This is a genomic window from Legionella geestiana (assembly GCF_004571195.1).
Taxonomy (GTDB): domain Bacteria; phylum Pseudomonadota; class Gammaproteobacteria; order Legionellales; family Legionellaceae; genus Legionella_B; species Legionella_B geestiana.
Window position 1 is genome coordinate 1,808,289 of record NZ_CP038271.1, and the last position, 23,944, is coordinate 1,832,232.

A 23,944-nucleotide genomic window follows, 5' to 3' on the forward strand; every position below is an offset into this window, starting at 1 on the left:
TGATGTGCAGCGGAAAATCCCCTGGGGATGCGGCTCCGGCTTTCGGGTCTCGCAAGACACAGACGAATGTCAGCCCCCATGGGGATGAAAAAATCCCTGCTGAATAACGAGCGTGAACAACTCCTTGCAAATGAGAATAATTATCAATACTATTTAAAAAACATCTCAGACGGTTTATGAAAGACATCATGATTCCCGCGCTTACTCCATCGGCTTCACTGTCAGAAACGTTACGGTTTTTTCTCTTTGAAACGGGGCTTTCGGTATCTGGAGCACGCATGCAGAGTGCGTTAATGCAGGCTGAAAAACGTTGTGTCAAGCGCCTTCAGGCCGCGGTTTTGCGCGAGGGGCTTGCAAATGCGCCGTTTCCGGTATCCGGCATGCCCCGGTTTCTGCAGCATCTCCAGAACAATCTTCAGGAAAACGGGCTTAAGGAAGCCCTTCGCTGGGAGAAAGTGTGCCGTGAACTGGAGCAATCCATCGCCAACGATGCCCTGGCTTCAGTGTATCGTGCGCACTGGCAGGAGTGCCTTTTGCGGGAAGCCTCGGGGTATTTAAGCTTTTGGCTCTGGGTACAGGAAGCGTTATCCGGCAGTGAACGCCTGGCTTTTCTCGAGCAGTGGGGATGTATCGGACACCCGACACATCCAAATTTTCGGGTGAAATCCGGTTTTTCTTTTTCTGAAACGTTGAGTTACTCGCCTGAATTTGAAGCGCGAGTCCCGCTCTACTGGTGCGCATTGGCGCGCCATTCTGTGAAAAGTGCGGCAGAAGACCGGCGCTTAGACACGCTTTTGCGCCAGCATTTTCCGCTCGAATATCAAGCCTTTTGCGAACGCCTGAGTGCGCGACACAAAAATCCCGAAGACTACCAGGCGTTGGTGGTGCATCCCTGGCAGTGGCGCAATCGCCTGCGCCGCGCATGCGCGCCTTTAATTCTTAAAGGAGATGCCATCGCTTTTCCCGAGCATCAGTGGGCGCGCCCCAGTATGTCGTTTCGCACGATGATGCCGGAGTCAGGAGGGCCGCATTTGAAGCTCTCAGTCGGGGTGCATACCACGTCCGCCACGCGTACCGTGTCGGTGGCCTCCGTACGCAACGGCCCGGAAGTTTCACGCTGGATAAATGGCCTGCTCGCGCAGTATGGTCATTTTGAGGGAAGTCTCTATCTCGCGGCCGAACGTGGCGGCATGCATCTTGACAGCCCGGATGTGGACGCTGCTTTAAACAGGCACTGCGCCATGATTGTGCGGGAGAATCCCGCGACCTGCGTGCCAGAGACGGCGGTACTCGTTCCGCTTGCGGCATTGTTTGCCATGTCCCCCGTGAGTCAGAAGCCACTGCTCCTTGAAGTGTATACCGCGAGCGGCATGCACCTCACAGAATTTTTTGCCGAATGGTGCCGCTGTGTGCTGCGTGGTCAGTTAACGCTTCTTTTGCGCCACGGCCTGGCATTTGAAGCGCATCAGCAGAATGTGCTCGTGGCTATTGCGCAGAGTCGTATTCTGGCACTTGTGCTGCGCGATCTTGGCGGCATTGGCATTGGCGATGCGGCATTTTTTGACAATCAGGACTATCCGCGTCTGCACGCGGATGTCACCATCGGCAACCGCACGCTGGAAGCGCTATGCGCAACATTTACCCATGGCAACCTCTTAAGCCATCTGGCAACCTGCATTGAAGCCTTCTCTGCACACAGCGATATGACGCAGGAAGCACTCTGGGGCATCGTGCGCGACTGTCTGGAAAAAGAACTGGCAGCATTGGCTGCAGTTGTTCCCGAGGCGCGTCTTCAGGAAGCGCGCCTGCGGCTTTTACGCCATCCCTGGAAGCAGAAGTGCCTGCTTTCCATGCGTCTTCTCCATGAGTCGGGCATGAACCAGTATACTTCCGTTAAAAATCCGCTGGTGAAACCTGCATGAAAGCATCGGTCATGCGCTGCATGCTGGGCGGTCAGTTTTTAATGATGCTGGCCCTTGAAATGGGTAATACCTGGATGGGGCTCATGATTGCGGGCCTCGAGGACGTTCCCGCCAGTCAGGTGGTTTTCTGGAACATGCTCGCCTTGTTACTGCCGATGGTGGCAAGCATGGTGATGGCGCCTTTATGGGGGTACCTGTCAGACCGCCATGGCTACCGCCCCATGCTGATGCGTGCGGCAATGGCCCTATGCCTTTCTCAGATAATGATGCTGTTTGCGAGCTCGACACGGGTTATCCTTCTCATTCGCCTGCTGCAGGGGCTTTTTGCGGGGTTTCTCGCCGCCATGCAGGCGTATGCGCTTGCTTTTGACAACAGGGAGCAGCGGGGGCGCATTCTTGTGCGACTGCAATCGGCAAGAGCGCTCGGTACCGGGTTTGCGGGAGTGACAGGAGGGGCTCTACTGGGAGCCGGCGGCTTTACGCTGCTCTATGCCGCGGCGGCACTGTTGTGTTTTTTCGCGCTCGGCTGGATGTATATGGCACTTCCGCGTGTAGAAGTGACACGGACCGAGACGGTTGAGCGCACAGACGCTCGAGGCATGAGCCGCATGCTGCTCGTCAGCGGGACCTTGATAATCCTCGCGCAGCTGATTCGCTTTTTCCCTGAAGCCGTTTTTACGCTCGCCATGAATAACCGCATGCCAGGGCAATATCTCGCCACAGGGCTGTTGTGTTCATTGCCCGCCATCGGGCTGCTTGCCAGTACGTCGTGGACCGGGCGCCGTATCGATGCCGCGCGTGCCTGCCCCCGTTTGCGGCGCCGCTTTTTGCTGGGGTGCGCGCTTCTTGGCGGCTTTTCCATGCTGCTTCAGGCATTGGATGCGGGGTATGTAGTCAGTGCGCTGGCGCGCTTTAGCTGGGGGATTACCTTAGGCGCACTCCTGCCAGCACTTTTTTGTGAAATCAATGACCGCGCTCACGCGCCGGGTGCTGCGGTTGGAATGGCGAATGCTTTTGCAAAGGCCGGAAACATCCTTGGGGTCGGGCTGGGTGGTTTTGCCGCAGGCCTGATGCCGCTTTCTTCCTTGTTTTTACTGCTGGCGCTACTCTATGGGCTGTTCATGGTTATCGTTCGAGTGGGCTTTAGAGAAGGAAAAATTTCTGAGTTTTCTGGCGGGAAGGAGATTTTGTCGCAATGAACAGGCGTCTGCTGCTCGTCATTCTCTTCAGCTGGTTTCTTGGCAATGCCGGAATCTATTTTTTAGCCCCGGCACTGCCACGCCTTGCGGAGGACTTTCAGGTGGCGGCAGGGGTCATTCCTCTTGTAATGTCGTTCTTTCTCGTGGGTAAGGCGCTTGGCATGCTGCTCTGGGGATTTGTGAGTGAGCGCGTGGGCAGGCGCCCGGTATTTCTTGGGGGGCTTTGGCTTTATGTGCTGAGCAACGGGTTTGCCGCAGTCTCTGTGAGCCTGCCGCAGATGCTTCTGGCCCGTGGACTCCAGGGACTTGCCGTTGGCGCAACCCTTTTAATGGGGCGTGCCATGGTGAATGATTCAGAGCCTGAAGCCAAAGCCATTGCCCGCTTTGGCTTTCTTTTTTCCGCAGGCGGCGTCTGCATCGCATTCTTACCATTGCTCGGCAGCCTGCTGGTCGGCGTTTACGGATGGCGGGGAGCCAGTTTGGCCATGGCGTGTTATGGCCTCGTCCTGTTGCTTCCTGCCCGCAAAATTACGGAAACCCGCCCGTCTTTGGAACAGAAGGTATGCTTTACCGAAAGTCTGCGCAAGGTGTTCCATAACGGCTATTTTGTGCGCATTCTTGCGGTGTCTGCGTTGATGATGGCGGGGGAATCCGCGTTTAATACCAGCAGCGCCATTGTTTTGATGCACACGGAAGGTTTTAGCCTCGCCGCTTTTGGCGGTATTAAGACACTCGTATTATTCGCACATATCTTTGGCACACTCGCATGCGCCGCACTTTCCCGGTACACAGACAGCGACCGGCTGGTCGGGGCTGGTGTGAGTGCTTTTGGTCTGGCCTCCGTCATGGCACTGGGAGCCGCATGGGTATCCGCATCCATACTGTTAACGTTTTTGCTGCCAATGCTTGTATATTATTTCGGTACGGGCTTTGTCGTTACAGCCGCTACGGCTGCCAGCGTGCGTCCTTTTCCGGGGCGCATGGCGCTCGCTCTTGGCATTTCGCTCTGTTTTCAGTTTGGTTTTTCTGCACTGGCCAGTTTCTGCTGCAGCCTTGCCGGAATTGAAAACACCTGGTCCCTGATGGGGGTAGTCGCTGCAAGCGGAATACTTGCGATGGCAGTATGGTTTTTTCCTTGCAGAAGGGTTATCGCAACCCGCAATGAAGTGTGATACGATGCTTGTTTTTCATTCTGGAGAGGAATCATGAAACGTTTGAGCCGTGTACTGATGGCTTTGAGTCTGTTGATGGCAGGCACAGCTGCTCTGGCAGATGGAGCAAGAATTGGCGTGGTTGATTTGCAGAAAATCATGCAGACCTCCACCCAGATGAAAGCCATCCAGGAAAAGCTTGAGAAAGAGTTCAAGCCCCGCCGTGACAAGCTGGTTGCCATGGAAGAGTCTTTGAAAAAAGACATGGAAAAATTCAAGCGTGACAGTGCGGTCATGAGTCAGACGCAAAAGAAAGAGCTTGAGCGCGCGATAGTTGCTTCACAGCAGAAGTTTGAGCGTGAAGGTCAGCAGTATCAGCAGGAACTCAGCACCGCTCACAATGAAGCGATGGAAGAACTGTACGGCAAAATCCGCGCGGCGATTACCCGTGTTGCGAGCACCGGCAAGTACGACATTGTTTTGCAGAAAGACGCAGCACCTTTCAGCTCTGACAAGCTGGATGTTACGGCTCAGGTAATGAAAGAAATTCATTAATACCTGCGCTGTACGCGTTCTGCAAAAGCGAAAACCGTGCCTCTCGGGGCACGGTTTTCGTATCGTTCATATGCCACCAGGCAGCTGGTGGTTATAAATCGGGGCACGAATCACGAGGGGCTTAGCATGACGGAATCCGTTGTTGATATTCGTAGTATTCTTGAGCATATTCCACACAGGTATCCGTTTCTTCTGGTGGACAGAGTGCTGGAATATACGCCGTTTGAGTACCTCACCGCCATTAAAAACGTCACCATGAATGAGCCGTTTTTCCAGGGGCATTTCCCGGGGCAGCCCATTATGCCTGGCGTCTTGATGCTGGAAGCGCTGGCGCAGGCCAGTGCCATACTCTCGAGTCTTTCGCGATCTGCAAGCGAGGGGCATTCGTTTATGTATTTTTTTGCAGGCATCGACAATGCACGCTTTAAACAGATAGTAACGCCTGGCGATCAGCTGCGGCTTGAAGCCCGGCTGGTTAACCGCAAGCGCGATTTCTGGGCCATGCACTGTGAAGCATGGGTCGGCGACAAGCTTGCGTGTGCGGCCGATTTGTTGAGTGTTGCGAAGGAAGTAAAAAGTGATCAGTGAACATGCAATTATTCATCCTTCCGCCAGACTGGGGAAAGGGGTATCTGTAGGGCCTGGCGCAATTATCGGCGCCGATGTTGAAATCGGGGATAATACCTGGGTAGGTCCGCACGCAGTGATTGAAGGTCCTACGCGCATTGGGAAAAACAACCGCATTTTCCAGTTTGCATCAGTAGGCGATGAACCTCAGGATACCACGTACCAGGGCGAAAAAACGTCGCTTGAAATCGGCGATGGCAACGTTATACGCGAGTACTGCATGATAAGCCGCGGCACCGTTAAGGGCGGGGGCATCACGCGCATTGGCAACAATAATTTTTTGATGGCGTTTTCGCACATCGGCCATGACTGTATGATTGGTAACCACGTTATCATGATTAATTACGCAGCACTCTCGGGGCATGTGCTGGTGAACGATTACGCCATTATTGGCGGATACGCCGCCGTGCATCAGTTTTGCAGTGTCGGTCAGTACGCCTTTATCGCACGCGCCACTTACGTCACTAAAGATGTATTGCCCTACGTCATGATTGCCGGACACACCACCTCAGCGTGCGGCATTAACACCGTAGGCTTGAAGCGGCGCGGTTTTACGCCAGCAGCCATTGACGGGCTGCGGCGTGCTTACAAGATCATTTTCCGCAAGGGATATACCGTGCAGCAGGCCGTTGCCGAGCTTGAGCAGATGCAGGCCGAGTGCCCGGAAGTGACGCCACTGATTGATTCACTCAATACGTCCACGCGCGGCATTGTGAGGTGATTGTGGTAAACGGGCTCGTATGGATAGCGCTCGGTGGTTCGCTGGGCGCGCTTGCGCGCTTTGGCACCGTGAGCATTGCGAGCCGCTTTACCGGGTCGGAATATCCCTTCGGCACACTAACGGTAAATGGGCTCGGTTCTTTTCTGGTCGGTTTTATCATGGTGTTTGTCATGGAGCGCTTTTCAAGTGTTGAGGCCATACGCCTGTTTGCCGTAGTCGGGTTTCTGGGAGCTTACACGACCTTTTCAAGCTTTGCCTGGGAAACATTAATGCTGCATCAGCAGGGAGAGACAACTGCTGCGGTGCTTAATGTGGTGCTGAATGTAACGATTGCGCTGGGCGCGGTTATCGCCGGAGTCCTTTGCGCGCGTGTATTGGGAGGGGCAGCATGACACAGGTTCGGATGGTGCGTGTGTATCTCAGCGAAGACGCGCCCGTACTTAAGGCGCTTTATGAGCACCTGCACGTGTCAGGGGTGCGTGGTGCCACACTCTTTCGCGGCATCAGGGGATTTGGACATACGGGCATAGAGCGCGAAGCATCGTTGCTGGATATGCATTTTCACCTGCCGGTTGTGCTCGAATTTTTTGATACCCCCGAGCGGGTGGATGCGGTACTCGCGGCCTTTCCCGAAACCATTGAGGCAGGGCGTATGGTGCAGTGGCTGGCGCAGGTGAACGAGGAGTAAAACATGCTTGACATTCAGATGTTGCGTGAAAACCCCCATGAAGTCGCGGCTCAGCTTGCCCGGCGCGGGTTTGTCTTTGATGTGGATGCGTTTCTGGCGCTGGAGTCAGAGCGCAAGCGCCTGCAGGTAGCGACACAAACGCTGCAAAATACGCGCAATTCCCGCTCCAAAGCCATTGGCGAGGCGCGCGCGCGGGGTGAGGATATCGAGCCGATGCGTGCCGAAGTCGGACGGCTTGGCGCAGAGCTGGACGCGCACCGTTCGAGCCTTGATGCGGTCCTTGCCGACATGGAGGCTCTGATAATGAGCCTGCCAAACATCCCGCACCCGGGCGTGCCGATGGGCAAGGACGAGACTGAAAACGTGGAAATCCGCCGCTTCGGGGTTCCACGTACCTTTGATTTTACGCCCAAACCCCACGATGTACTGGGGGACGCGCTGGGACAGATGGATTTTGCCGCGGCAGTCAAAATCAGTGGAGCGCGCTTTGTGGTCTTAAAGGGCGAACTGGCTCGCCTGCAGCGTGCGCTGACGCAGTTCATGCTCGATGTTCATACGCGTGAACATGGCTATGAAGAAGTGTATGTACCCTATATCGTAAACGGCGACAGCCTGCGCGGCACCGGACAGCTGCCAAAATTTGAAGAAGACCTCTTTAAGCTTACCGGTGATTCTGAATACTATCTTGCTTCAACGTCTGAAATTCCTGTCACCAACATTGTGCGCGATACCATATTATCGAGTGCAGAGCTTCCCATAAAACGCGTCTGCCATTCACCGTGTTTTCGCAGTGAAGCAGGCTCTTATGGCAAGGACACCCGCGGTCTGATTCGCCAGCACCAGTTTGAAAAAGTTGAACTGGTCTGGGTGACCACACCGGAAACCTCCTGGGACGCACATGAGCAGCTGATTCGTGATGCAGAAACCATTCTGCAGCGTCTTGAGCTTCCTTATCGCGTGGTGACGTTATGTACGGGCGATCTTGGTTTTTCGTCTGCCAAAACCTGTGACCTTGAGGTCTGGCTGCCGGGGCAGAATGCGTATCGCGAAATTTCTTCCTGCAGCAACATGGAAGCGTTTCAAGCGCGGCGCATGAAGGCGCGTTATCGCACGCATGCCGAAGAAGACACTAAACTCGTGCACACGCTCAATGGCTCAGGCCTTGCCGTAGGGCGCACGCTCGTTGCCATTCTTGAAAATGGTCAGGATGCCGAAGGAAATATTCACCTGCCGGCGGCACTCCATCCCTATATGGGGGGACAGACGGTGATTCGCTGCTCCCGATGAAGCCGGGGGGCTGCTTTCCCCCCACAATGCACTGTGTTAAGCTCATGGCAACACTCATTCGCGGGCAAGGGCATACGTGCACAGCAAGGCGGTAATGCGTTTCGATGAAACGGGCAGTGTTTACCATTGCGAGGGTGACTGGACGGTCCTGCTGCTGGATGGCTTTACCGAAAACTTTCACCGCGAGACCTTGCCGGAGTCTGCCGCGCTTGTTATCGATGGTGCTCAGCTTGGCCTCTTTGACAGTGCCGGTGCGCTGGCACTTGCGCAATGTGTCAATCTCCTGAAAGAGAAGGGCAACACCGTTACCTTTCAGGGTTTTTCCAAAACGCATGAAGCTTTGATAAACCTTGTTGATGTCCGCACGGACGTCCTCACGCCTCCGCCGCCAAGACCCACAAAACCTTTTTTATGGCGGGTGGGCGCAGAAACTGTCAGCAAGCTCGACCAGGCCGATGGCTTTATCATGCTTATCGGTGACATGACCACACGCCTTGCCGAAGCACTTGGCAACTGGCGGCGTTTTCGCATACCCTCCATTGCGTCCAATGTATACTCAACCGGCGTGCAGGCCCTGCCGATTCTTGCGCTTCTGTCCTTTCTTATTGGTGTGGTACTTGCCTACCAGATGGGCCTGCAGCTGCAGACCTATGGGGCAAATATCTTCATCGCCTATCTGTCGGGCCTTGCCATATTTCGCGAGTTCTCGCCACTTATCACGGCAATTATTGTTGCCGGGCGCACCAGTTCCGCATTTACCGCACAGATTGGCAGCATGAAAATTAATGAAGAAGTGGATGCTCTTGAAACCATGGGCTTATCGCCTGTGGAATTACTGGTGTTACCGAAGGTACTGGGTTTACTGCTCGTCTTTCCGCTCTTGATTTTCTGGTCTGACATGTTCAGCCTTGCAGGGGCTGCGATTATGTCAAAATGGATGCTCAGTGTCGGTTATATCGACTTTATGGAGCGTCTGCGTGCGTCTGTAGGACTGGAACAACTTATGCTGGGCTTGTATAAAGCGCCCGCATTCGCGCTTATTATCGCGCTGGTAGGGTGTTTTCAGGGGTTTCGCGTTGAGGCCAATGCCGACAGTATCGGCAGCCAGACGACACGCAGCGTGGTGCAGGCGCTGTTTCTGATTATTATCGCGGATGCGGTGTATTCCATCATTTACAGCTGGATGGATTTGTAAATGAGCACTCCGGTCATTGAAATCAAGGATCTTAAAAACTGCCTGGGTGGACAGTGGGTGCATACAGGCGTGGATTTAACTGTCGAAAAAGGGGAAATCCTTGCCATCATTGGTGGAAGCGGCAGCGGCAAAACCACCATTCTGCGCAGCCTCCTGATGCTGTTAAAGCCCACTTCCGGCACCATTCGGCTGTTTGGGGAAGACATCTCCACACTCTCAACAGCAGCTGAAAACCGCCTGCGGCGGCGCTGGGGAATGATGTTTCAGCACAGTGCATTATTTTCCGGGATGAGCGTTCTCGAGAATATCATGTTTCCCATGCGCGAGTTTACCGAACTGGATGAAGCGTTCATGAAGCGCCTTGGCATGTTAAAAATCTCTCTGGTGGGGCTGCCGCCTGAGGCGGCGGCAAAATTTCCAGCGGAGCTCAGCGGAGGGATGCAGCGGCGTGCCGCAGCTGCACGCGCCATCGCCATGGACCCGGAACTTCTGTTTCTCGATGAGCCAACAACTGGCCTTGACCCGCACAGCGCCCGCCGATTTGATGAGCTGGTGCGCTTCCTGCGCGATGCGCTTAACCTGACCATTGTCATGATAAGCCATGACATGGAGTCACTGCGAGGCGTGGCTGACCGAATCGCGTTTGTGGGCGATGGCCGTATCATTGAAACAGCGCCGCTTGAAAAATTGCGAAAAAATCCACATCCACTGATTGCTGATTACTTCAGTAACTTTTAAACTGGTTTAATCCGTCTACCCGGGAATACGTGATTGGAAGCGAAAATTAACTACACCGTTGTGGGAGCTACCGTACTGATTCTCGCAGCGGCTCTCTTAAGTTTTGGTCTGTGGCTCTCGGTGGGTTTTGACCAGAAAAAGCATTCCACCTATGCCGTATACCTTCATGAGGCGGTATCAGGGTTGAGCGAAGACTCGCCGGTGAAATTTAACGGCGTGCAGGTGGGGTATGTGAGTGAAATCCAGCTGAACCGCCATGACCCGCGTCAGGTTAAACTGCTCTTAAGCATCGAAGATGGTACGCCCATCACCATCAGTACCAGTGCCACCCTGATTACGCAGGGGCTTACCGGAACTACCTATGTAGGGCTTTCCGCAAGTTCTTCGGTGCTGACGCCCATCGAAGTTATTCCCGGGGAAAAATACCCCATCATTCCGGCAAGACCTTCGCTTTTTAATCAGCTCGATAAAGTACTCAAGGAAGCCTCAACCAATTTTGCCGATGTCAGCAAAGGCATTTTGCGGGTTTTTGATAAAAAAAATGCGGAAAATATTCATGACCTGATTGCCAATCTGGAAAAAGTCAGCGCGGTCTTTGCTCAAAAGAGCGCAGAAATTGATAAAACGCTCGTGAATGTTGATGTATTCATGAAAAACATGGCCAGTGTCAGTGAGGGGCTGCCACAAATCATGCGCGACCTGCGCGCCGGCATTCAGACCATACGTGATACGTCTGATGTCTTTAAAGCCGCGGGTGAAGAAGCGACCCGCACCATGCGCTCGGGCAAACAGACGCTTGATAAAATCTCAGAACAGACCATCCCGCCCTTTATACAGCTGGTGCATCGTCTTGATGCCATTGCCGCGAACCTTGAAAAGGTCAGTGACGCCATGCGCCAGAATCCGTCCGTGGTGTGGCGCGGTACGAAACCCCCCGCACCTGGACCTGGAGAATAAGCATGCGCCATCACCGAATCCTTTTTATTCCGCTCGTTTGCATGCTCGTAAGTGCATGCTCACCGGTTAAACTGCCACAAACCACCGAATACCGCCTGTTTGCATTTGGCAGTGATGCGCGAGGCCCTGCACGTGCGGCGAGCTCTGTTCTTGTCAGTCAGCCGGATGCAGTGGCGGGATATCAGACATCACAAATGCTCTATGTGAACAAACCCTATACCCTGAGTGCTTTTGCACACAATGCCTGGGTCAGTCCGCCTGCGGACATGCTGTTCCCGCTCATCGTGCAAAGTCTTCAGAAAAGCGGACAGTTTTATGCGGTCGCCTCCACGCCTTACGCGCCGGCGGCAGACTATCGCCTTGATACCCAGTTGCTGCGATTAGAACAGAACTTCCTGCAAAAACCCTCTGTCATTGAGCTGTCGGTGAAAGTGGTGCTGACGCGCACCCTTGATAATAAGGTCCTTGCCTCGCGCATTCTCAGCATCCACGAACCTGCACATGCCCCCACACCACTTGGAGGGGCAGAAGCCGCCAACCGGGCAACCGTGGCGCTGACAACGCAAATAACACGGTTTGTCCTCGAAAACACGCAAAACAGCAGGCCTCTGGCCAAATAAGCGAAACACTTGTACAATGACCCGCCAGTCAATCGGATGAAATTATTCAGAGTCTTATAACAAAAAACGAGGGAGACATCGGATGAAAGCCACAGTATTTGCCAAGTGGGGTATGATGTGTGCAGGCGCGGTCCTGCTTGCTGCCTGTTCCAAATCACCCGGCAGCGCCGGCGGCATGGGCATGAACGGTGCTGATGCCATGGCACGCGGCCTCGGTCAGATGAGTCGCTTTGCCGGTCAGGAGCCAGGCGAGTCCTACACCACGCAGGCGCCCCATAATCAGGTCTACCTTTTCTCTTACGATGACAGCACGCTGAACAGCAAATACCTGCCATCGCTCAATGCTCAGGCGGATTACCTGCGTACCCATCCCGGCGCGCGCGTGCTGATTGCCGGACACACTGACGAGCGCGGCAGCCGCGAGTACAACATCGCACTTGGCGAGCGTCGTGCCAACACGGTCGCAGAAATTCTGCGCATGGCCGGTGTTGATGCCAATCAGATGCGAGTCGTGAGCTACGGTAAGGAGCGTCCCGCCAACTTCGGCCATGATGAAGCTTCACACCTGCAAAACCGCCGTGCGGAATTCACCTATGAGGCTACCCGATGAAAGCGGGATTCACTCCACTCACGCGCGCACTTCTTTGCCTGTCGCTGTCATGGAGCGCCTTTGCCGAGGCGCCTGTGGTGGATGACAGCGAGAACTTCGCGCTGATGGAAAACAACCAGGCCGCGTACGCGCGGCCATTGACGGCCGCTGCTGACGATGACACCGCTGACGTGACCGAAACGCCGATAGCGAGAGATACGGGCGCGGATGCGCTTACGCGAGACAATGCAGCGCTTATCAACAAAATCCAAGGTCTGCAGCAGGAACTTCAGGAGTTGCGGGGGCAACTCGAAGTACAGGCGCATGATTTGAAACGCCTGCAGGAGCAGCAGCTTTCTTTTTACAAGGATTTAGATGCAAGGCTGCGCATGCCGTCTGCCAGTACCTCTCCAACGGACACTTCTCCTAAAGCTGCCGCACTTCCAGAGGCGGACAGGGCGAAAATCGCGGCACTCCCCGCAGTCGCACCAACGGGTGTGATGACCGAACAGCAGAGCTACCTCGCTGCCTATGAACTCGTGAAAAACCGCCGTTTTACTGAAGCACTTAATGCCATGCAGGCTTTTACCGAGCGCTACCCTTCGGGCGAATATACGGCCAACGCAGAATACTGGCTGGGCGAGCTCTATCTCGTGAAGGAAGCCTGGCCACAGGCGATGCAGCACTTTGAAACGGTGATTACCCGTTTCCCGACCTCCAGCAAGGTCTCGGCCAGCATGTTAAAGATGGGCTATGCACTGGCCGCTTCAGGCGATAAGGCGCACGCGCGTGAACGTCTGCAGCAGGTGGTTTCACAGTTCCCTGACACTCAGGCGGCTCTCCTTGCCAGCGAACGCCTCGAAACCCTCAAAGCCGGATAGTCAGATGGTGTTGCGCATTACCGAAATTTTTCATTCTCTGCAGGGCGAATCTACCACCGTGGGCTTGCCGACGGTGTTTGTGCGTCTCACAGGTTGCCCGCTGCGCTGTGGTTATTGCGATACCGCCTATGCGTTCAAAGGCGGTACGCGTCTTACGCTTCAGGATATTCTCGATAAAGTGCGCTCATATGGCTGCATGCGGGTATGTGTAACCGGTGGCGAGCCGCTCGCGCAGCCCGGATGCATAGATCTTTTGCGCCTGTTGTGTGATGAGGGCTTTGCGGTTTCGCTTGAAACGAGCGGCGCGCTCGATATTGCAGAGGTTGACCCGCGGGTGCTCGTAGTAATGGACCTTAAAACTCCGGATTCAGGTGAGTGCGCTAAAAATCGCATGGAAAATCTCGCGGTTTTAAAGCCATCCGATCAGATTAAATTTGTGTTGTGCTCGCGGGCAGATTACGAATGGGCGCGCGCCTGCTTGAAAGAACATACGCTTGAAACCCGTTTTCATGTCCTCTTTTCCCCTTCATGGAATGAACTTAATCCGGCGATGCTCGCCGAGTGGATTCTCGAGGATAGATTATCCGTGCGCTTCCAGCTGCAATTGCATAAAATTTTATGGAATGATGCTGCCGGGCGTTAGGGCATATTCTTTTGTCGTCCCCGCGAAGGCGGGGACCCATTCCAGGTTTTGCACTGTGCCGGTGTCGGGATTGCTCAGCGCGAAGGCGGGAAATGAGGCTCAATTTGGCAAAAGATTCGCTTAAAAGATAGTTTCCCGCCTTCGTGGGAATGACAAGGGTTGTGTCATGCCAAAAGCCTGTGCCCCCCGGGCTGTCGTCCCCGCGAAGGCGGGAAATGAGGCTCAATTTGGCAGAAGATTAGCTTAAAAGATAGTTTCCCGCCTTCGCGGGAATGACAAGGGTTGTGTCATGCCAAAAGCCTGTGCCCCCCAGCCTGTCGTCCCCGCGAAGGCGGGAAATGAGGCTCAATTTGGCAAAAGATTAGCTTAAAAGATAGTTTCCCGCCTTCGCGGGAATGACAAGGGTTGTGTCATGCCAAAAGCCTGTGCCCCCCAGCCTGTCGTCCCCGCGAAGGCGGGAAATGAGGCTCAATTTGGCAAAAGATTCGCTTAAAAGATAGTTTCCCGCCTTCGTGGGAATGACAAGGGTTGTGTCATGCCAAAAGCCTGTGCCCCCCGGGCTGTCGTCCCCGCGAAGGCGGGAAATGAGGCTCAATTTGGCAAAAGATTAGCTTAAAAGATAGTTTCCCGCCTTCGCGGGAATGACAAGGGTTGTGTCATGCCAAAAGCCTGTGCCCCTGCCTGTCGTCCCCGCGAAGGCGGGGACCCATTCCTGGTATTGCACTGTGCCGGTGTCGGGATTACTCAGCGCCTTCACGGGAATGACATCATCAAAAATAGCTAAAGTCGAGACCGCTGGCATGGTAAGCTGTTGATTTGGATTTTGCAGGAGAAACCGCATGCAATGGTTCGCACAGGCGCCTTCCAATATTGCGCTGATAAAATACATGGGAAAGTCTGATGAAGCCCATAATCTGCCGGCTAATCCGTCGCTTTCCTGGACCCTGAAGCACCTTGTGACCAGTGTGTCGCTTGAAAACATTCCGGGCCGAAAGGACCGCTGGGAGCCGCTGGAAACCCCCGGCAGCGCACCTTTTACGCTTTCGAAATCCGCTCAGGCGCGGTTTCTTGAGCACTTGTTGCGCATGAAAACCCATTTTGGGTATGAGGGTGCGTTTGTGGTGCGTTCCAGCAATAATTTCCCCCAGGGCTGCGGACTGGCGAGCTCTGCCTCAAGCTTTGCGGCATTAACACGGTGCAGCGTTGAGGCCCTCTGCGAACTCACCGGACAGGAGACGCCTTCTGTTGAGGTGCAGGCGGCGCTCAGTCGTGAAGGCTCTGGCTCCTCCTGCCGTTCATTCTTCAGCCCGTGGGCGCTCTGGCGTGACGAGACGGTGTGTGCCATGGATTTTCCCTGTGGTGAACTTTTCCATCAGGTGCTCGTGCTCAGCCACGAAGAGAAAGCGGTATCCTCCAGTGAGGCGCATCGGCGTATTCTTACAAGTCCGCTGTATGCGGGGCGCACACAACGCGCTGAGGACAACCTCAAAACCCTCATTGCAGCCCTTGAGCATAATGACTGGGCAGTGGCCGCGCAGATTACGTGGCGTGAATTTCATGACATGCATTCGCTTTTTGAAACAGCCGCGGAGCCATTTACCTACCGCACGCCAGAGGTTCGAAACTTTCTGAATCAGCTCGAAACGCACTGGCAGGATACCGGCGATGGTCCTATCGTCACCATGGACGCAGGCCCCAATATTCATCTTCTTTATCGACCTGATCAGATGGGCCTTGCGCGCGCCCTGATGCAGGATAAATGGCTTGGAAACTGTGATGTCCTGTGATTTTCAGACTACGGCCTGTGGCAAGTGGATTCTCGCCGGTGAACATGCGGTGCTGCGCGGGCATCCGGCACTGGTGTTTCCGCTGCCCGCGAAAACGCTCTCCCTGACCTGGCATCGAACTGAGGCACCGCTTACGCTCGAAACCCATGGCGCACAGGCTGATATCCTGCGCGAGGCAGCCCTTGCTGTATTGGAGGTTCTTCGTGCAGAGGGCGTGTTAAACGAGGCAGCGGGTACGTTGTGCCTTGAGGGCAATTTGCCGGTGGGTGTCGGTCTCGGCGCCTCTGCAGCCATTTCAGTGGTCTTTGCCCGCTGGCTTGCGCATCTGGGCGTGGTTTCAACAAGCGCCATTCCTGCTTTCGCCAAACGCCTTGAAGACCATTTCCATGGTAAAAGCAGCGGGCTTGATATTGCGGGAGTAGCAGCGCCTGGCGGCAGGTGGTTTTGCGCGGGCGAAAGTCACGCACTTTCAGAGACCTGGTCACCCGCCTGGTACCTCTCATCCTGTGGTGAGCAGGGGGCTACCGCGGCGTGCATCGAGACGGTTCGGCAATTGTGGCAACGGGCACCCGATGTGGCTCAAGTCATAGATGCACGCATGCATGAGAGCGTCACACTTGCGGCAGACGCTCTTGCTGATTCAGGTCCAGAGGCACTGCCACGACTGGTAAAGGCTATAGAACAGGCCGCCGGCTGTTTCAGTGACTGGGGACTGGTGACGGACGCGTTGAAAACGCACATGGAACTGCTGCGCGCTCAGGGGGCACTTGCCGTAAAACCTACGGGGTCTGGAAAAGGAGGCTATGTGCTCAGTCTCTGGGGATGCGCGCCACCAGCGGATTTAGCACTGATGGCGGCTTTTTAAGCGTTATTCTTTAGAGCCGCCGCCCATTTTTTCGCGCAGTTTTGCCATGATAATGGGAATCGAGCACCAGCCAATTGCGCCTTCAACCACCATCACGATGCCAAGAATCAGCAAAAAACGCCATCCGGCACCAAGCAGTGCGGCAATAATCATCAGGGCACCAATCACCATGCGGTTGGTGCGTTCGGATTTGTCAATGTTGCAGGTTATGGCCATGATTGCTCCTTGCATGTATCCGGTTGAATCGCGTCGTCTTACCTATGACGACAGCAATTAAGGATTTAGTATTCGCTTTTTTTATCGCGAGTGCAACTCACTTCTAACATCCCGATACCGCTCACTCCACCAGCCATTCACGAATACGCGCCTGTGTATCCTGCAACACCTGAAAAAGCCGTGTATCGAGAAGGCTTGCGTCTTTGGGCGGATTGGCCGCGAGTTGTTCCGTACGCAGGCAGGCTTCGGCCAGACGGCGTGCGCCGCAATAGAGCGCGGTCGATTTTAAGCGGTGCGCGTGCGCCCGAATCTGCACCCAGTCCTGGCGCTCACTCGCTTCACGCAGCGCTTTTTCATCATCTGGCAGCGACTGCTCAAGCATCAGGGGCAGCAACTCGCGAAGTGCGCCCTCGCCACCGGCCATGTCCATGGCTTCAATCGCATCAAAAAGAGGAAAGGCATCCAGCCCAAAGTCCGGGGCCGGTATGGCCGGTTCCTGCTCGCTGAAATCGGCTGACGGAATAAACTGGCGAATCATGGCCTTCAGTGCCGGCAGACGCGCCGGTTTTTGTAAAATGGCATTGATACCGGCATGGAGGCAATCGGCTTCTGAATGCGCGTCCACATGCGCGGAAAGGGCGATGATGGGAACCGACGGTGCCTTGCTCGCGCGTTCGGCTTCGCGAATGCGTGCCGTTAATTCGATGCCAGACATTCCCGGCAGGCCAATGTCAGTGAGAATCAGGTCGAAAGACTCGTGCGCGAGCAGATTGAGCGCACTTTCTGCATCCAGCACCGAGGTGTGGCGACAGCCTGCCTGACGCGTGAGGGTTTCTACAAGGCGCAGAGCAATAAGGTTATCCTCAATAAGGAGAATATGAGGGGCCTCATGGGCGCTTGCCGGTGTCCAGACCGGCTCCATTACCATGGGGGATACCCCTTCCGGCAGAGTATGCTGTGCCTGTTCCATGTCCTGCCTGACCTCCACTGTCAATATAAACGAAAAGCGCGAGCCGGTTCCTGGCTCACTGTATAACTGAATACTGCTTCCCAGCAGCTCCACATATGTACGTACAATGTGCAGACCCACGCCGTGTCCTGGCTGGCTGCCGCGAAACGATTCCCGGGCACGGAAAAAGCGGTCAAACACCTTTTCCTGAATGTCGGCTGCAATGCCAATGCCGGAGTCTTCTATCGCAAACTCAAGCACGGCTTCTTTTTCACGGCGCTCAATGAGCTGAACGCTGAGCGCGACATAGCCATTGTCTGTAAACTTAATGGCATTCCCGCACAAATTGAGCAGAATGCGGTGCAGCTTTGTGGCGTCCGTAATAATACACTGGGGAACATTCTTGTCGATATCAATCTGTAAATCAAGGTGCTTTAAACGAATCGATGGCAATTCGAGGCTCGCAATTCCGTGCACGAGCTGGCGGATGTCAATCATGCTGAGGCGCAGGTCATTCTCGTTGACATGCTGCGCTGAGACAACCTCCATGATGGTGTTGAGAAGGGCCAGCAGCTGCTCACCGCTTTCATTAATCCAGCGCGCATATTGCCGGTTTTCGTGCTTTTGCAGCTGTTCTTCAAGAATTTTTGACATGCCGACTACGCCGCTTAAGGGCGTGCGTAAATCGTGGCTCATGTTGGCGATGAACTCTGCCTTGGACTGGTTGGCGGCTTCTGCCATTTCGCGTGCGCGCTTCAGCTCGGAAATATCGACCGAAATACCGGCGACCCCCGCAAGCTCGCCATTCTGGTTACGAAGGGGCACCCGGCTCGTCAGAAGGTTTAGCGTATGGTTATCAGCATGCGGGATAGGAGGGTCTTCCACGCCAAACATGGGCAGCCCCGTTTGTAATACTTTCAGGTCGTCATTTTTGAGTTTCTCGGCAAGCCCTTCGGGCCAGTTGCAGATGACGGCAAGTTCTTCATAGGTTTTGCCGCGAAAATCTTCAAAGCTCATGTTAAGCATGCTGAGAACGTTGCGGTTACAGCCAAGCATCCGGCAGTCGACATCCATCCAGTAAACGTTGCAGGGCATGTTTTCGATGAGGGTTTCAAGGTGAATCCGCTCATCCTGTGGGGTAGTGCTGGTCTGAACGTTTGTGCTGAGCAGCCATGAGGGGGTCTGCGTGCCTGGCAGCTGATAAATGGTCCACGCGGTGGACTTGCCGTGAACCGTCAGCGGAATATCGTGAATGACCGCATCATTCTGCATGCGCGCATAAAGGGGCGTCAGAAAATCCGGCAGGTGGTGCGCTTTGCAAAATTGCACGAAGGGCATACCGGTAACCTGTGAGGCTGAAACTTGAAACAGCGATTCTGCATGCGGGTTAAAAAAATCGATGCAGAGCGCGTGATTTACCACAAAAAGGACATCGCTGCGCTGATTAAGCAAAAATTCGAGGACGGGATATTGAGGTGCGGCATGCAAATGGTTACCATCAGTGCCTGAATCGCGAAGCTTGTTCATTTCTGCAGTCATTCCGGTAAAATCAGGGGTCGGCGGATATGCAGGTGCATCACCAGTTGCCATCAGACCCGGGTTAGACAAGTCACAGCGTTTGCGTAACGATGTGACCGCTTGCAGCGTGAACGCCTTATGCCAGCATGTATCGCGGCAACAGGCCTGGCATTGTGAACCCCGTGGGACCGTATTCAATCCAGGGAGATGACCTTCATGCGTTTGTCATGTTGTCTGACAGGAGAAGACAGCCTGTTAATCCAGTGCGCAAACCGGCTTCTGGCCGGCGGGCACTGCATCGTCATGGTGGTTTCCTCATGCAGAAAGGTGCATGCGTTCGCACGCGACCATGGCATTCCGTGCACGACTATTCTAGAGGATGTCGAAAAGAATTCCATCCCTGCTCTCGATTATATTTTCAGTATCGTGAACAGCCGTATTCTGCCGCCCTCGATACTCGCACTGCCGCGTTTTGGCGTTATCAATTATCATGACTCGCTGCTCCCAAAATTCGCGGGACTCAATGCCACGAGCTGGGCGATTCTGGAGGGGGAAACGGTTCACGGCGTGACATGGCACAAGGCCTGCGATCGCGTGGATGGCGGCGATATTCTTTGCCAGCAGCGCTTCACCATTCCTGAAAACGCGACTGCGGTCATGCTGAATCTCTTGTGTTATGAGGCGGCCATACGTTCTTTTGAAACCCTCTTGAGCATGCTCGAAAAGGGCGAGGCGCATCCCCACCCGCAGAACCTTCAAGAGCGTACATGGTACGGTCGGCGCACACCCCTGCCTAATCTGGGGTTTATCGACTGGAGGCGCCAGAGTGCGGTGCAGATTTCGCGGCTTTTTCGTGCGCTGCAGTTTGGGCACTATCCTAACACTGTGGGTACCCTGCGTCTTGGCATCGGTAAAACCTGCTACAGCGTCACTGAATTCACAATATTGCCGGAAACTCCCGCGAATAAGGTTCTGCCCGGCACGCTGCTGGGCCATGACCGCAAGGGGCTGCGCGTACGCCTGAAAGACGCAGAAGTTGATATTGGTGGTTTTTTTGCCATGGACGGAACGCCGGTTTCCGCAGATACGCTGCTCGTGCGTCATGGACTCGCCGCAGGTGTGCGTCTGCCATCGCCCTCTGCCTCCATGCTTGCGGCCATTGCGCTGACGTTTCCGATGATTGCGCGCCATGAACCCTGGTGGGTGGCACGCCTGCAGGAGAGCAGCACGCATGGCATGTTTACCAAAGCGTCCGTGGTTGAGACGCCTCAGACCCTCGTCCTGCCGCTTCGAAATTTTTCTGCGCATCTGCCGCAGGATGAGCCATCGGCACGGATGTTCAGCGCGGCGGTACTGCTTTATCTGTTTCGTTTAAACAATCATGAAAAAACCACGGTGCACATTGCGCTCCCTTTCTCTGAGGAAAGGGAGGCTTCGGGTGATTTTTTCGCGAGGCACCTGCCTCTGGTCGTTGCGCCTGACGCATCGCTGACACTTGAGGGCATGCTTGAATATACCGACAGCCTGCTGAAGTCGCTGCAGGCGCATCAAACCTTCTGCCAGGATGTGGCAGTCCGTTATCCACTGCTCGCAAAGGCCTGTACAGAGCCGCTGTTGCTGCTGGACTGTGAGGGACAGGCAGTGACACCGGAAAGCGCGCTGCTGCACTTTTCGCTTGATAAAAAGGCGCGCGAAATCCGGGTAACGCATCGGCTTAATCTGCAGGCAACGCAGGGCATTTTTCAAGAGTTTCTTCACCATCTGCCGTTTCATCTGGCAAACCTTTTTGACGGATTCGCCCATAACCCGCATGCGCTTGCGGCTGACTTTTGTTTTCTCTCAGCACTTGAGCAGAATCTGCTGCTTGAGCAGTGGGGGCGGGGTGCTGTCCGCAAGCAAGACTCGCTCTCACTTTTTGCGCGTTTTGAAGCTGTGGCGCGCCGAAGTCCAAAGCGTACTGCCCTGTGTCAGGGAGCGTGCTCGATGACTTATGAGGAACTTCTGACAGCCTCGTTTAAGGTCGCACAAACGCTTGAAAATGCCGGCGTGACACCGGGGAGCGGGGTCGGCATCTACCTTGGGCGCAGCCCGGCTTTTCTTGCAGTACTTTTTGGAATTTTGCGCGCCGGCTGCTGGTATGTGCCGCTTGAGACAAAGTTTCCACTGCCAAAAACGGCCTCTCTGATGAAAGCGGCACGCCTGAAATACCTCTTTACCTCCGAGGCGCTTTCGCAAAAACTGGCGTCTTTATCAGAAGACACGCTTCCTGATACTGTTTTTCTGGTCGATGAAGGGTGGGCCGACATTCCCCAAATGCCAGTTCCTGCCTTCGTTGATGCAGTATCTCCTGACACGCTTGCCGCTGTTGTATTTACCTCAGGAACCTCCGGCGTGCCCAAAGGCGTGATGGTAACGATAGGCAATATTTTAAATTATTGCGACTGGTTTCTTAATTCTACGGCGTTTGATGAAGATGGCATCATCGATTTTTCCTCATCCATTGCCTTTGACCTTTCCGTACCCTGCTCCATCGCACCGCTGCTGGCAGGTGGTACCATCGCGCTTTGTGATGAATCGGTTAAAGCAAACCCACGCCGCTATCTGCAGCATCTGCATGCGCATCAGGTGACACACGTGGAAGCGACTCCTGGTTATCTTGAGTTGATGCTCGAATATCCTGAAGACATCAAAAAGCTTGACTCGCTTCGCTGCCTGCTGCTCGGCGCTGACATCGTGCGTGCCAATGATGTGCGAAAATGGCTCGCTCTATGTCCTGAGCACCAGGTTTTCAACGAGTATGGTCCAACAGAAGCCACGGTTTCAGTAACGGCATACCGGGTGGAGGCGGCAAGCCTTGCTGTCGATGCGCAGGTGCCGATTGGCAGGCCAGGACACAACAGCATCTGTCTCGTGCTGGACCGCCATCAGAACCTGTGCCCGGTGGGCATGAAAGGAGAGCTTTGCATTGGCGGGGCGCAGGTTACGCGCGGATATCTGTTTCGCGAAGACCTGACACGCGCACGTTTTCTTGAGCCCTCGCGCTTTCCGGGAGCAGGGCGGGTCTATCGAACCGGCGATGTCGCCAGCTGGCTTCCCTGTGGCAGTCTACAGTTTGCAGGGCGGGAAGACCACCAGATTAAGCTGCACGGATTTCGCATTGAACTGTCGGAAGTCGAAACCGCACTTTTGAGCATGCCTCACATTCGTCAGGCGGTGGCCTGGGTAGAAGAGGCAACAGGTGAGCGACACCTTGCTGCCTGTCTGGTGACAGATGGCAAGGTGCTGACCACTGACGCAGTACGCGCCTTTCTTTCAGCGCATCTGCCACTGTACATGGTGCCCTCAGAAATCTTTTTTGTGGATGCCATTCCACTGCAGGAAAATGAAAAAATTGATTTACGCACCATCCGCCAGATAGGTGAGCGCCGCCGAGCAGTGGTGCCATCGCTCCCGGGTAAAAAGACGTTGCAGGATGAGCTCTGGGCTATCTGGCAGTCGCTCTTTAATGGAGCCGTGTTGTCCCGCGATATGGATTTTTTTGCGCTCGGCGGGGATTCGTTGTCAGCCGTGCGACTGATTGCCGAGGTCAGGACACGTTTTGGTATCGCACCGGGTTTAACCTCGCTCTTTGAGCATTCCACCTTTGAACGATTTGCGCGTCATGTATATGCATTGTGTGCCGAGGCCAAAAAAGGCAGGGCCTCTCTCTGCCATGAGGGTTCACCCCTCGTGAATCTCTCCCCGCGCACTGGGGCATTGCCGCTGTTTCTGGTGCATCCTGCAGGCGGAACCGTGTTTGTCTACAAACCACTGGCGATGCGGCTTGCCGGATGTTGCGGTGTAATAGGGATACAGGACCAAAGCCATCACGGCAAGGATCTTGTCTTTTTATCCATGGAAGACATGGCATCTTACTACGTTGAGGCACTCTGCAAGGTGCACACGGGGCGGGAAGTACTGCTTGGCGGCGCGTCTTTTGGCGCAACGGTCGCTTTTGAAATGGCGCGACAGCTCGAGGCCCTGGGGCGAAAGGTGATGTTTCTGGGACTTTTTGACGGCTGGGTGCGTTATCCCGATGCCATCATGACGGCGTCTACCCATGAGCTTCTTGAAGTGCGCGCCAACCGTCATATCGAAATGGCCGACAGCGAGCGTACGCAGCTTCTGGCACGTGAGGCGAGACGGCGACAGCTGCTGCTTGATTATGCGCCTGAGCCGGCAGCATTTGGTGCCACGCTTTTCAAGGCCGAGAGCATCTGGCCTGAGTTTTTGCCGGTTGACAGTGCCGACAATGGCTGGGGGGCGCTTTTTGGCGAAAGGCTGACGCTGCAGCGGGTTGCGGGCGATCACCTGACCATGCTGGAATTGCCCCACGTTGCCTCGCTGGCTGATAAAATACGCAACCAGCTTGCGCATCTAACAGAGTGCTCGCTGTGAAGATTTAGCTTTACGCACTACAGGGGCTGTCTGCCCCGTATGCAGCGGTGCTGGTCGAAGGCCATGATAAGCCCCCTGCACTTCATGGAGTGAGCGCGTGGGCTTTGGCGCGTATGGATGCTTCTCCTTAGGATTTGCGCCTTTTCGTGCCTGCCGGAGTTCACAGATACGGTAAAGATTAAGTGGCAGGAGCAGCGCGTGCAGCGCCAGAATGGGCATCAGGTGGCTCGTTGCCGCATAGGTGATAAACGCCGCGTTACTGCCGACAGCGAGCAGGCGCAACGTCAGAATGTCACGCGTGCAAAACGTTGCAAAAACAAGGATGGACGCCAGATAGCCTGTGCACTCAACAAGGGGATGCATATGTTCTCCTGGTGCAATGCCGTCTTTTCAACATAG

Annotated in this window: 22 protein-coding genes; 19 read left to right on the top strand and 3 right to left on the bottom strand. The window is 54.8% G+C overall.

Going from position 1 to position 23,944, the window contains the following annotated elements; genetic code table 11:
* Positions 1 to 188 precede the first annotated feature (188 nt).
* The 18 genes from E4T54_RS08065 (at position 189) to E4T54_RS08155 (ending at position 16,425) form a co-directional block, all read left to right on the top strand.
* Entirely contained in the window at positions 189 to 1,922 is a 1,734-nt protein-coding gene (locus tag E4T54_RS08065) for an IucA/IucC family protein (protein WP_028387436.1), read from the top strand.
* Positions 1,919 to 3,121: an MFS transporter gene (locus E4T54_RS08070; protein WP_028387437.1), complete on the top strand. Its 1,203-nt coding sequence runs from the start codon at positions 1,919 to 1,921 to the stop codon at positions 3,119 to 3,121. The genes E4T54_RS08065 and E4T54_RS08070 overlap by 4 nt, the downstream gene beginning before the upstream one ends.
* Positions 3,118 to 4,293 (top strand): MFS transporter, encoded by a 1,176-nt coding sequence (locus E4T54_RS08075; protein ID WP_028387438.1) that lies wholly within the window; start codon positions 3,118 to 3,120, stop codon positions 4,291 to 4,293. Before E4T54_RS08070 ends, E4T54_RS08075 begins: the two co-directional genes overlap by 4 nt.
* Positions 4,294 to 4,326: 33 nt before the next feature.
* Entirely contained in the window at positions 4,327 to 4,827 is a 501-nt protein-coding gene (locus tag E4T54_RS08080) for an OmpH/Skp family outer membrane protein (protein ID WP_028387439.1), read from the top strand.
* Positions 4,828 to 4,953: 126 nt separating this feature from the next.
* Entirely contained in the window at positions 4,954 to 5,415 is a 462-nt protein-coding gene (fabZ, locus tag E4T54_RS08085) for a 3-hydroxyacyl-ACP dehydratase FabZ (protein WP_028387440.1), read from the top strand.
* Positions 5,405 to 6,175, top strand: coding sequence for an acyl-ACP--UDP-N-acetylglucosamine O-acyltransferase (gene lpxA / locus E4T54_RS08090; RefSeq protein ID WP_028387441.1), 771 nt, complete (start codon positions 5,405 to 5,407; stop codon positions 6,173 to 6,175). Before fabZ ends, lpxA begins: the two co-directional genes overlap by 11 nt.
* Before the next feature lie 2 nt (positions 6,176 to 6,177).
* Positions 6,178 to 6,567, top strand: a complete 390-nt coding sequence (gene crcB, locus E4T54_RS08095) for a fluoride efflux transporter CrcB (protein ID WP_051551073.1) — start codon at positions 6,178 to 6,180, stop codon at positions 6,565 to 6,567.
* On the top strand, positions 6,564 to 6,863 hold the full coding sequence (locus tag E4T54_RS08100) for a DUF190 domain-containing protein (protein ID WP_028387443.1): 300 nt from the start codon (positions 6,564 to 6,566) through the stop codon (positions 6,861 to 6,863). The genes crcB and E4T54_RS08100 overlap by 4 nt, the downstream gene beginning before the upstream one ends.
* A 3-nt stretch (positions 6,864 to 6,866) precedes the next feature.
* Positions 6,867 to 8,150 (top strand): serine--tRNA ligase, encoded by a 1,284-nt coding sequence (serS, locus tag E4T54_RS08105; protein WP_028387444.1) that lies wholly within the window; start codon positions 6,867 to 6,869, stop codon positions 8,148 to 8,150.
* Between the two features lie 94 nt (positions 8,151 to 8,244).
* Entirely contained in the window at positions 8,245 to 9,345 is a 1,101-nt protein-coding gene (locus tag E4T54_RS08110) for an ABC transporter permease (protein WP_035904121.1), read from the top strand.
* Positions 9,346 to 10,083, top strand: a complete 738-nt coding sequence (locus tag E4T54_RS08115; protein WP_028387446.1) for an ABC transporter ATP-binding protein — start codon at positions 9,346 to 9,348, stop codon at positions 10,081 to 10,083. It begins immediately after the preceding gene.
* A 33-nt stretch (positions 10,084 to 10,116) separates the two neighbouring features.
* Positions 10,117 to 11,040 carry an MlaD family protein gene (locus E4T54_RS08120; protein ID WP_028387447.1) on the top strand — a complete coding sequence of 308 codons (924 nt, stop codon included), beginning with the start codon at positions 10,117 to 10,119 and terminating at the stop codon, positions 11,038 to 11,040.
* A 2-nt stretch (positions 11,041 to 11,042) separates the two neighbouring features.
* Positions 11,043 to 11,660 carry an ABC-type transport auxiliary lipoprotein family protein gene (locus E4T54_RS08125; RefSeq protein WP_028387448.1) on the top strand — a complete coding sequence of 206 codons (618 nt, stop codon included), beginning with the start codon at positions 11,043 to 11,045 and terminating at the stop codon, positions 11,658 to 11,660.
* Positions 11,661 to 11,742: 82 nt separating this feature from the next.
* Positions 11,743 to 12,270, top strand: coding sequence for a peptidoglycan-associated lipoprotein Pal (pal, locus tag E4T54_RS08130; protein ID WP_028387449.1), 528 nt, complete (start codon positions 11,743 to 11,745; stop codon positions 12,268 to 12,270).
* A complete protein-coding gene (ybgF, locus tag E4T54_RS08135; RefSeq protein ID WP_051551072.1) occupies positions 12,267 to 13,130 on the top strand; it encodes a tol-pal system protein YbgF in 864 nt (287 codons plus the stop codon). Before pal ends, ybgF begins: the two co-directional genes overlap by 4 nt.
* Before the next feature lie 4 nt (positions 13,131 to 13,134).
* Complete coding sequence (queE, locus tag E4T54_RS08140) at positions 13,135 to 13,773, top strand: 7-carboxy-7-deazaguanine synthase QueE (protein WP_028387450.1); 639 nt, start codon at positions 13,135 to 13,137, stop codon at positions 13,771 to 13,773.
* Positions 13,774 to 14,612: 839 nt separating this feature from the next.
* Positions 14,613 to 15,560: a diphosphomevalonate decarboxylase gene (locus tag E4T54_RS08150; protein ID WP_028386658.1), complete on the top strand. Its 948-nt coding sequence runs from the start codon at positions 14,613 to 14,615 to the stop codon at positions 15,558 to 15,560.
* Positions 15,547 to 16,425 carry a mevalonate kinase family protein gene (locus E4T54_RS08155; protein WP_028386659.1) on the top strand — a complete coding sequence of 293 codons (879 nt, stop codon included), beginning with the start codon at positions 15,547 to 15,549 and terminating at the stop codon, positions 16,423 to 16,425. The genes E4T54_RS08150 and E4T54_RS08155 overlap by 14 nt, the downstream gene beginning before the upstream one ends.
* 3 nt (positions 16,426 to 16,428) lie before the next feature.
* On the opposite strand, the gene E4T54_RS08160 is transcribed toward E4T54_RS08155, so the two are convergent.
* Both E4T54_RS08160 and E4T54_RS08165 read right to left on the bottom strand, forming a co-directional pair.
* Positions 16,429 to 16,641: a YgaP family membrane protein gene (locus E4T54_RS08160; RefSeq protein ID WP_035902587.1), complete on the bottom strand. Its 213-nt coding sequence runs from the start codon at positions 16,639 to 16,641 to the stop codon at positions 16,429 to 16,431.
* A gap of 121 nt (positions 16,642 to 16,762) precedes the next feature.
* Positions 16,763 to 19,180 carry a PAS domain-containing sensor histidine kinase gene (locus E4T54_RS08165; protein ID WP_051550941.1) on the bottom strand — a complete coding sequence of 806 codons (2,418 nt, stop codon included), beginning with the start codon at positions 19,178 to 19,180 and terminating at the stop codon, positions 16,763 to 16,765.
* A gap of 144 nt (positions 19,181 to 19,324) precedes the next feature.
* Here E4T54_RS08165 and E4T54_RS08170 point away from each other — a divergent pair, with 144 nt between their 5' ends.
* Positions 19,325 to 23,545, top strand: coding sequence for an amino acid adenylation domain-containing protein (locus E4T54_RS08170; protein WP_058387116.1), 4,221 nt, complete (start codon positions 19,325 to 19,327; stop codon positions 23,543 to 23,545).
* Here E4T54_RS08170 and E4T54_RS12095 read toward each other — a convergent pair.
* On the bottom strand, positions 23,525 to 23,908 hold the full coding sequence (locus E4T54_RS12095; RefSeq protein WP_065230371.1) for a hypothetical protein: 384 nt from the start codon (positions 23,906 to 23,908) through the stop codon (positions 23,525 to 23,527). The two genes, E4T54_RS08170 and E4T54_RS12095, sit on opposite strands and share 21 nt — an antisense overlap.
* Between the last annotated feature and the right edge of the window lie 36 nt (positions 23,909 to 23,944).